A 9,131-nucleotide genomic window follows, 5' to 3' on the forward strand; every position below is an offset into this window, starting at 1 on the left:
AACAGGGGAACAGGGAGCGCCAGCCAACGGGCCGGCGCTCCTTCGAGGCGCCTTACTTCTTCGCCGCCCAGGCGTTGAAGCGTTGCTCCAGTTGCTCGCTGTTGTCGGCCCAGAAGGCCACATCGATCTGCACCTGGTTGGCGATGTTTTCAGGCGTGGTCGGCATGTCCTTCTTCACCGCGTCCGCCAGCAGCGGCACGGCTTTGGAGTTGGCCGGGCCGTAGGCGATGTTCTCGGAGTAGGTCTTCTGCTGCTCGGGCTGAACGGTATAAGCGATGAATTGCTTCGCTTCCTCGACATTCTTGGCCCCTTTCGGGATGGCCCAAGCGTCGAAGTCGTAGATGCCACCGTTCCACACCACCTTGAGGTTGCTCTCTTTCTGCACCGCAGCAATGCGCCCGTTGTAGGCCGAGCTCATGACCACATCACCCGAGGCTAGGTACTGCGGCGGCTGGGCGCCCGCTTCCCACCACTGGATGCTCGGCTTGAGTTCGTCGAGTTTCTTGAAGGCGCGGTCCACGCCGCCCTTGGTGGCCAGCACCTGGTACACATCCTTGGGCGCAACGCCGTCGGCCATCAGGGCGAACTCGAGCGTGTACTTCGCGCCCTTGCGCAGGCCGCGCTTGCCCGGGAATTTCTTCGTGTCCCAGAAATCGGCCCAGCTGGTCGGGGCTGTCTTGAGCTTGTCAGCGTTGTAGGCCAGCACCGTGGACCAAACGAAGAAGCCCACGCCGCACGGCTGGATGGCGCCCTTCACATAATCGCTTTCGTTGCCGAACAGAGCCGGGTCGAGCTCCTCGAACATGCCTTCATCGCAACCACGGGCCAGTTCTGGCGACTCCACCTCCACCAGGTTCCAGGACACGCTGTTGGTGTCGACCATGGCTTTGATCTTGGCCATTTCACCGTTGTACTCGCCAGCGACGATCTTGCCCTTGCCGGCCTTCTCCCATGGCTCGTAGAACGCCTTGACCTGGGCCGCCTTGTTGGCGCCGCCGAAGGACACTACGGTCAGGTCTGCCGCCATGGCCTGGCCGGCGGCGAACAGGCCAAGGGCCAGGGCGGTCAGTTTCAGCTGCTTGCGCATTATTATTCTCTCCACAGTACAGGGTTGGTGAAGCAATCCATCAGTGGGCTTCGGCAATCGGATCGAGCGCGCGCGCGTGCTCCACCTCCCAGCCCAGCGGTACCACATCGCCCACGGCCAAGGCCGGGTCGAGCTCGGCAATCGGCTGTTTCACGAAAAAGTCAGCCTTGCCACAGACTTCCAGACGTACCCGTACATGGTCGCCCAGGTAGATGAACTCGGCCACGCGGCCGGAGAAGCGATTGACGCAGCTTTGGCTGTGGCCATTGAGGCGCACGCGCTCCGGGCGTACCGACAGGGTCACCGGCTCCCCAGCCTGGCCGACGTTCACCGCCAGCGCCTCGACCCGCTCGCCGCGGGCCAGCTGCACCTGGCAACGATGACCGTCACTGGCCAGCAGCGTGCCGTTGATGCGGTTGTTCTCGCCGATGAAGTTGGCGACGAAGGTGTTGCGCGGCTCCTCATAAAGAGTGCGCGGGTCGGCGATCTGCTGGATCTCGCCCTCATGGAACACGGCCACACGGTCGGACATGGTCAACGCCTCGCCCTGGTCGTGGGTTACGTAGACCACGGTTACACCCAGGCGCTGGTGGATATGCTTGATCTCCATCTGCATGTGTTCACGCAGCTGCTTGTCCAGCGCGCCGAGCGGCTCGTCCATCAGCACCAGCTGCGGCTCGAACACCAACGCCCTGGCCAAGGCCACGCGCTGCTGCTGGCCACCGGAAAGCTGGCCAGGGTAGCGTTTGGCGAAGGCATCGAGCTGCACCATGTTCAGTACCCGCTTGACCCGCTCACTGATGTCGGTCTTGCTCAGGTTGCGCACGCTCAGCGGAAAAGCGAGGTTTTCCGCCACGGTCATGTGGGGGAACAGTGCGTAGTTCTGGAACACCATGCCAATGTCACGTTTGTGCGGCGGCACGTTATTGATGGAGCGCCCGGCCAACTGGATTTCACCGGCGGTCGGGGTCTCGAAACCCGCCAGCATCATCAGGCTGGTGGTCTTGCCCGAGCCGGAAGGGCCGAGCAAGGTGAGGAATTCACCCTTGCGAATGTCCAGGTTGAGGTCTTTGACGATCAGCGATTCGCCGTCGTAGCTCTTCTGCACACCACGGAAACTGACCAGCGTCTCACCGGTGGTCGCGTTCGAATTCGCCTCGCTCATGCCTGCACCTTCTTGTTGGAATGACTGCGTAGGCAAAGACTAAAGAAGACGCAAGCGCCCGGAAATCGGGGGCGCTGAGAGAATGCCATCATCCGGCTGGAAGAGTTTGTGTAGGGATTGCCCTACACCGATGGCGGGATTGGAATGCAAGTCTCAGCCAGCCAGCGGGAAAGCGGTGCCTGGCAGATAACCTATGTCGCAAACAGAACGGTCATACCAGCTTGTGCTCCATGGCGTACTTGACCAGTTCAGCCAGCGAGTTGACCTTGAGCTTCTGCATCAGCCTCGCCTTGTGGGTGCTGATGGTCTTGCTGGAGAGCGCCAGCTGCTGAGCGATATCGTTGACGTTGGCACCTTGAGCCAAGCGTTCGAACACCGAGAACTCGCGCTCCGACAGCAGGGTATGCAGCGGCCGAGTTTCGGTCAGGCCGACCTCGAAGACCATGCGGTCGGCCAACGCCGGATCGATGTAGCGCCCGCCGCCGGCCACTCGGCGGATTGCGGTCAGCAGCAAGGCAGGGTCACTGTCCTTGGTGGCATAGCCGGCAGCGCCGGCCTTGAGCGCGCGCGCGGCCATCTGCGCTTCGTCGTGCATCGACAGCATCAGGATCGCCGGCGGGTTGTGCAGCGCGCGGATCCGCGCAATCGCCTCCAACCCACTGACACCGGGCATCGAGATATCCAGCAACACCACTTCGCAGGCGGTGTGGCGCAGGGTTTCCAGCAGCTGTTCACCATTACCGGCCTCCCCCACCACCTGCATGTCCTTGGCCAGGCCGATCAACTGCTTGATGCCTTCGCGGACAATGGTGTGGTCTTCGGCCACCAGCACTCGAATCACGATCGTTCTCCTAATCCAACGCTATGGTCACGCTCAGGCTGGTGCCTTCACCTGGCTCGCTATTCAACACCATGCTGCCACCGAGCATCAGTACCCGCTCACGCACCCCCACAAGGCCGAACGAGGTTGGCCGTGGCTGGTCCAGGCAGAACCCGCTACCGTCATCACTGACCGTCATACGCAGTTTTTCGCCCTCGCGCACCAGCTCTACCTCGACACTGTGCGCCTTTGCATGGCGCATGACGTTGGTCAGAGCCTCCTGCAGGATACGGAACAAGCCGATAGCTTTGGCATCGCTCAATGCTGGCAGATTATCCGGTACCTGCACCAGGCAAGGGATCTGCGTGCGCGCTTCGAAGCGCCGTGCCTGCCATTCGATGGCCGAGGCGATACCGGCGTCCAGGATCGGCGGGCGCAACGCCGTTGCCACATCGCGCACCAGCTGGAACAGCTGAGCGATCAGGCGCTTCATGCTGGCCAGGCGCTCGTTCAGCGCAGGGTCAAGCTCGGCAAAAGCCAGTTCGCACATCGACACTTCAAGCTTGAGCACGGTCAGCATCTGCCCCAGTTCATCGTGCACTTCGCGGGCGATACGGGCCTTTTCTTCCTCGCGCACGCTCTCCAGGTGTGCCGACAGTTCACGCAGTTGCTCCTGGGACCTCGCAAGCGCCAGCTCCGCGCGCTTGCTCTGGGTAATGTCCCAGACAATACCGTCCCAGACCACCCGGCCGTTGGCCAGGCGGCGGGTACTGGCCTTGATGTCGGCCCACCGCTGCTCACCTTCACGGGTGAGGATTCGCCCTTGCCAGGACCAGTCCTGATCGCTGGCAATGGCCAAGTCCTGCACCTGGTGGTAGTCAGCACGATCTTGCGGGTGGACCAGATTGCGCAAGCCCATCTGCGGGTGCTGGATCTGCGCGGGCGTATAACCCACCAACGCCTCACTGCCCTCGCTGATGTAGGGGAACTCCGGGTCCCCTTCCGCTGGTGCGGGTTCCAAACGGAACACCAGCCCCGGCACATTGCCAGCAATACCCTTGAGCCGCGCCTCGCTTTCACGCAGCGCCGCCAGGGCGCGGTGGCGTTCGGTGACATCGGCAAGGTACACCACCAGGTACTCGGCATCGCGAAAGCGCAGGAAGCTCAACGACAACTCAACAGGCAACAGACTGCCGTCGGCGCACAGGCATTGGGTTTCGAACTGCCGAGCCCCGGCCTCCCCGGCTCGCGCGGCCCGCCACAACTGCAGCCAGCGGTCCATGCTCAGGTTCGGCTCGAAGTCGCTCAGCGGACGCTCCAGCAACGCCGCCTCGGCATAACCCAGCATGCGCCCCACCGCGTGGTTGGCGTAACGCACGTGGCTGTCCCAGTTGACCCAGAGGATGCCCACCGTACTCTGGTCGATGGCGAACTGGCTCAGGCGCAGTGCCTCCTCGCGCACCTGCCGCTCAGCCAGGTGCTCCCGCGCCGCCAGCAGGCTACGCTCGAGCTGGCGCTGCTGGCGGCGCTGCCACACTAGGGTGGCCCCGGCACACAGCAGCAACATGCCGAACAGCAACGCAAGGTTTTGCCAGAAACCGGTGGAGTCGCTCAGACGCGGGTATTTGGGCTGCAACCAACGCTGATGCAGTTGCTCCAGCTCTTTGGCGGGCATGGCCTGCAGGCCCCGTTCAAGCACATCGGCCAGCAACGGCCAGTCACGCCGCGAACCCACGCGCAATAATTGCGGCAGGCCGATATCGCCGAGCACTGCCAGGTCACCGAACTCGCTTTCACGGGACAACCGGCTGAGCTGGGCTTCATCCAGCACCGCGTAGCTGGCCTGGCCCCCTACCACCAGTTGCAAGGCCTGGCGCTCGTTGGGCACACCTTGCAGGTTGAGATTGGCGTAATTGCCCCGCAGGTAATCGGCCAGCACGCTGGGCATGCGTACCGCCACACGCTCATTGGCTTCAAGCTTTTCCAGCTCGACGGCCAACGCACCGGTCCGCGGCCCCACCACAAGTTGCGGCACACGCATATAGGGGTCGCTGAACAACCACAGACGCAAGCTGGCCGGTGTTTGTGTAAGGCCCGGGGCAAAGTCGATTTCACCCGCCTGCAGGGCGTGTTCGAGGCTGGCCTGGTCAGTGAAGTTACGCCAGGTGAGGTCCAGCTTGAGCGCCTGCGCCAGCCAGTTCACCAGCTCGACATTGGCCCCGTAGAGTTGCTGCAGACGGCGGTCGAATTGGGCATAGGGCGCCTGCAGCACCAGGCCGACCCGCAGGCTGCGATGGGTGTCCAGCCATTGCTGCTGGGCAGGTTCGAGTACCACCGCAGGTGCTGCCTCAGGCCTTGCCAAGGCAATCAAGGGTAGCCACAAGCAGCCGATAACCAACAGGCGACGCAATCGCTTCATCTACACGCTCGTCTTGGCAAGGGCGGCCATGCAGCATGGCCGTCGCGGGCAAATACTATTAGGCTGCCGGTATCATTCTGGCCTTGGGTTGATTCATGTTCACACTTTATCGCACGACGCTGGCAATGTGCTGCCTTGCCTCGCTCCTACCACTTGGTGCCCTGGCCGCCGACGCCGAAAAACCAGCAACCGAAGAGGCTGCCGCCGCACCTGCGCCACGCCCACCGCTGCTGGAGCGTAGCCAGGAAGATGCGCAGGCCCTTGAACGCCTGTTGCCCAAAGCCGAGCAGCAAACGCTGGAGGCCGGGTCCGACAGCTTCCTGGCCCTGTGGAAACCAGCCAACGACAGCGACCCGCAAGGCACGGTGATCATCGTCCCTGGCGCCGGAGAAACCGCCGACTGGCCCAATGCGGTCGGCCCGTTGCGACGCAAGTTCCCTGACGCCGGCTGGAACAGCCTCAGCGTGAGCCTGCCCGACCTGCTCGCCGATAGCCCACAGGCACGGGTCCAGGCCACGCCAGCTGCCGCACCGCAGCCAGAGCAGGGCGAGAGCGCACCGGCAAAGGAAACCCCCGTCGATGCCAACGCCAACGTGGCCCAGGCTACTGCGGCGGATGCCGACACGGCAGAAAGCACCGATGCCGAACAGGCCAGCGAACAGAACGATCAGGCTGATGCCGAACGCATCTTCGCGCGCCTGGATGCTGCGGTGGCGTACGCTCAGCAACAGAACTCACGCAGCATCGTGCTGATCGGCCATGGCAGCGGCGCCTACTGGGCAGCCCGCTACCTGGGCGAAAAGCAACCACCGCAGGTACAGAAGCTGGTGATGATCGCCGCGCAGACCCCGGCAAGGGTCGAGCACGACCTGGAAAGCCTGACACCTACCCTCAAAGTGCCGACTGCCGATATCTACTACGCAACCCGCACCGGCGACCGCAATGCCGCCATGCAACGCCTGCAGGCCAGCAAGCGCCAGAAAGACAGCCAGTACAAGCAGCTTTCGCTGATTGCGATGCCGGGGAACAAGAGCGCGGAACAGGAACAGTTGTTCCGCCGGGCCAGGGGGTGGATGAGCCCGCAGGAATGAAGTGACGGGCCAGCTCCGGCCGTTGCACCAGCAGGCTGGCTGCCACAGGTACAGCGCCGCTTGCCGGTGACAGGGGCCTTAGAGCCCCCGCCGTTTACGGATCAACGCATAAGCCTGGTGCAGCTCTCGAGTGCGTTCGGTCGCCTCCCTGAGCTGCGCTTCACTGGCACCACTCCCGGCCAGCTTGTCCGGATGGTGCCGGCTGACCAGCCGGCGATAGGCCTGCTTGACCCGGTCGCCTTCCGTATCGGCATCTATCCCCAGCAAGCGCAGCGCAGCCGCATAGGTCATGACGCTACTGGCCGTGCTCATTTTGCGTGGCTCATATTCCAGCGACATGGCCTGCACCTGGCGCCGGCTGAGCCCCAGCTTCTGCCCCCAGTCCAGCAGCAGTTCCCGCTCATGTTCCCCGGCCTTGCCGTCAGCCCAGGCCATACGCCAACACGCCCGCAACGTGCCCTCGGCCGCATGTGGCTGCAAGCGAATGCGACGCAGGTGGTGGGCCAAGCGGTCCTTGCCCGCCTTGCCGCGGTTGAAGGCGGCAATCGCGCGCATCCTGGCGGCCTCGGCCAGGCCCAGCCGGACCATCTCCTGGCGCGCCTGCTGAATATGCTGTTCGCCCACTCGCCCATCGCTTTTGGCCAGCCGCCCAAGCAGGACGAACAACAACTCCTCGTCACGCAGTGCCGGCCGGCCTCCCAACCGTTCGCGCATGTCTTCCCAGCCCTGCACACGCAGGCGCCGATCCATGGCTTGGCCAAGCAATGCCCCCAGCAGCGCGCCAGGGATGCTGGCGACAGCGAAACCCGCGCCTAGCCCGATTACCGTGCCTGGCCACCACATCTCAGGCACGCTCGCGTATAAGGCGCTCGGCCTCGGCCAGGCGCTCCTGGGTACCGACATCGACCCAGGCGCCACGGTAGTGCTCGCCGGTCACCTTGCCTGCCGACATGGCTTGGCGCAGAAGTGGCGCCAGTTTGAAGGCCCCCGCCTGGCAACCTGCGAACAAGGCTGGATGCAGCACTGAAAGGCCGCTGAAGGTCAGGGTGCCAGGGGTCTCGTCACCGTCCACCACCTGCCCACCTTGCAGGCGGAAGTCGCCCCGCCCGTGATGGCCAGGGTTATCGACCAGCACCAGATGCGCCAGGCCCTGCAGCGGTGCACGCAAGCGCGCGAACGGGTAATCGGTCCAGACATCGCCATTGACCAGCAGGAACGGGGCGTCGCCCAGCAAAGGCAATGCCTGGAATATGCCGCCCCCCGTCTCCAGCGGCTCGCCCTCAGGGGAGTAGCGAATGCTCAGGCCGAAGCGGCTGCCATCGCCGAGGTGATCTTCGATCTGCTGGCCAAGCCAGGCGTGGTTGATCACCACGTCGGTAAAACCGGCTGTCGCCAGCGCACGCAGGTGGTATTCGATCAACGGCTGGCCGGCCACGGGCAGCAACGGCTTTGGCGTGTGCAGGGTCAGCGGGCGCATGCGCTCGCCCTTGCCTGCGGCGAGAATCATCGCTTTCATCCACGCGCTCCGGCCTTGAGTTCGGCGATCAACTGGCCGAGCTCGGCCAGTTCAGGGCGACGGCCGACCACTTCGTCTATATAGGCGAAGAAACGCGGCACATCAGCCAGGTAGCGCGGCTTGCCGTCACGGTGGCAGATACGCGCGAAGATGCCGATCACCTTCAGATGGCGCTGCACACCCATCAGGTCGCTGGCGCGCTGGAAATCTTCGAACGACGGCTGAACCGGGATCCCGGCGGCTTGCGCTTTGTCCCAGTAGTTGCGCAACCAGCCTTCGACTCGCGCTTGTGGCCAACTGAGGAAAGCGTCCTTGAACAGGCAGGTAATATCATAGGTGACCGGACCGTACACCGCGTCCTGGAAGTCGAGCACGCCCGGGTTCGGTTCGCTCTGCATCAGGTTGCGCGGCATGTAGTCGCGGTGCACCAGCACCTTGGGTTGGGCAAGGGCACTGTCGATCAGCAACTGGCTGATGCGCTGCCAACTGGCCTGCTGCGCCTCGTTGAAGGCCAGGCCGAGCTCACGCCCGACATACCACTCGGGGAACAGCTCGACCTCACGGCGCAGCAAGGCGTCGTCATAGCTCGGCAACGGCGCTTCCATCGGCAGGCGCTGGAACGCCAGCAGGGCGTCGATCGCGTCGGCAAACAATGCATCGGCGTTATCCGGGTTAATGATGTCGAGGTATGTCTGATGGCCCAGATCCCCCAGCAACAGGAAACCACGGTCCAGATCTTGGGCATGAATCACCGGTACATGCACGCCCGCACTGGCCAGCAGATGGTCGATGGCAACGAACGGGCGGCAGTTTTCCTGTGGCGGCGGCGCATCCATGATCACAAAACTGTGGCCTGCGCCCTGCCAGCGGAAGTAACGGCGAAAGCTCGCATCGCTGCTGGCGGCGGTCAGGCTGCCTTCGGGCACCTCGCCCCAGGCGTTGTTGCGGAAAAGAACATTGAGCTGCTCGGCGAGCCAGACAGTCAGTTGTTGCAGGCGTACATCGTGGTCAGGCATTACAAGGGTCTCCGACG

Annotated in this window: 8 protein-coding genes; 1 reads left to right on the forward strand and 7 read right to left on the reverse strand. The window is 63.6% G+C overall.

The features are described 5' to 3' along the window. Window positions 1–52: 52 nt before the first annotated feature. The 4 genes from ACMGF5_RS06725 to ACMGF5_RS06740 all read right to left on the reverse strand — a co-directional run bounded on the left by ACMGF5_RS06725 (window position 53) and on the right by ACMGF5_RS06740 (window position 5,491). Entirely contained in the window at window positions 53–1,087 is a 1,035-nt protein-coding gene (locus ACMGF5_RS06725) for an ABC transporter substrate-binding protein (RefSeq protein WP_115273027.1), read from the reverse strand. A 40-nt stretch (window positions 1,088–1,127) separates the two neighbouring features. Then, the gene (locus ACMGF5_RS06730; RefSeq protein WP_039601666.1) at window positions 1,128–2,252 is read right to left on the reverse strand and encodes an ABC transporter ATP-binding protein; all 1,125 of its coding nucleotides are present in this window, start codon (window positions 2,250–2,252) and stop codon (window positions 1,128–1,130) included. Between the two features lie 211 nt (window positions 2,253–2,463). After that, complete coding sequence (locus ACMGF5_RS06735; protein WP_174142587.1) at window positions 2,464–3,096, reverse strand: response regulator transcription factor; 633 nt, start codon at window positions 3,094–3,096, stop codon at window positions 2,464–2,466. 7 nt (window positions 3,097–3,103) lie between these two features. Next, window positions 3,104–5,491, reverse strand: coding sequence for a PAS domain S-box protein (locus ACMGF5_RS06740; protein WP_115273028.1), 2,388 nt, complete (start codon window positions 5,489–5,491; stop codon window positions 3,104–3,106). 95 nt (window positions 5,492–5,586) lie between these two features. Here ACMGF5_RS06740 and ACMGF5_RS06745 point away from each other — a divergent pair, with 95 nt between their 5' ends. Beyond that, the gene (locus ACMGF5_RS06745; protein WP_115273029.1) at window positions 5,587–6,582 is read left to right on the forward strand and encodes an alpha/beta hydrolase family protein; all 996 of its coding nucleotides are present in this window, start codon (window positions 5,587–5,589) and stop codon (window positions 6,580–6,582) included. A 78-nt stretch (window positions 6,583–6,660) separates the two neighbouring features. Here ACMGF5_RS06745 and ACMGF5_RS06750 read toward each other — a convergent pair whose 3' ends face one another. From ACMGF5_RS06750 to ACMGF5_RS06760, 3 genes are read right to left on the reverse strand one after another with little or no spacing between them, the layout of a single operon-like run. Further along, window positions 6,661–7,425: a TerB family tellurite resistance protein gene (locus ACMGF5_RS06750; RefSeq protein WP_414157662.1), complete on the reverse strand. Its 765-nt coding sequence runs from the start codon at window positions 7,423–7,425 to the stop codon at window positions 6,661–6,663. Window position 7,426: 1 nt separating this feature from the next. Continuing rightward, complete coding sequence (gene murU, locus ACMGF5_RS06755; protein ID WP_115273030.1) at window positions 7,427–8,098, reverse strand: N-acetylmuramate alpha-1-phosphate uridylyltransferase MurU; 672 nt, start codon at window positions 8,096–8,098, stop codon at window positions 7,427–7,429. Then, complete coding sequence (locus tag ACMGF5_RS06760) at window positions 8,095–9,114, reverse strand: aminoglycoside phosphotransferase family protein (RefSeq protein ID WP_115273031.1); 1,020 nt, start codon at window positions 9,112–9,114, stop codon at window positions 8,095–8,097. Before ACMGF5_RS06760 ends, murU begins: the two co-directional genes overlap by 4 nt. Window positions 9,115–9,131: the final 17 nt, after the last annotated feature.

The sequence above is a fragment of the Pseudomonas sp. BNK-15 genome, from assembly GCF_047456105.1.
Lineage (GTDB): Bacteria > Pseudomonadota > Gammaproteobacteria > Pseudomonadales > Pseudomonadaceae > Aquipseudomonas > Aquipseudomonas putida_E.

Bases quoted from the DNA above. Each gene is read 5' to 3' on its own strand.
- ACMGF5_RS06745 (WP_115273029.1), top strand. From the start codon at position 5,587: ATGTTCACACTTTATCGCACGACGCTGGCAATGTGCTGCCTTGCCTCG.
- ACMGF5_RS06730 (WP_039601666.1), bottom strand. From the start codon at position 2,252: ATGAGCGAGGCGAATTCGAACGCGACCACCGGTGAGACGCTGGTCAGT.
- ACMGF5_RS06740 (WP_115273028.1), bottom strand. From the start codon at position 5,491: ATGAAGCGATTGCGTCGCCTGTTGGTTATCGGCTGCTTGTGGCTACCC.
- ACMGF5_RS06750 (WP_414157662.1), bottom strand. From the start codon at position 7,425: ATGTGGTGGCCAGGCACGGTAATCGGGCTAGGCGCGGGTTTCGCTGTC.
- ACMGF5_RS06760 (WP_115273031.1), bottom strand. From the start codon at position 9,114: ATGCCTGACCACGATGTACGCCTGCAACAACTGACTGTCTGGCTCGCC.
- murU (WP_115273030.1), bottom strand. From the start codon at position 8,098: ATGAAAGCGATGATTCTCGCCGCAGGCAAGGGCGAGCGCATGCGCCCG.
- ACMGF5_RS06725 (WP_115273027.1), bottom strand. From the start codon at position 1,087: ATGCGCAAGCAGCTGAAACTGACCGCCCTGGCCCTTGGCCTGTTCGCC.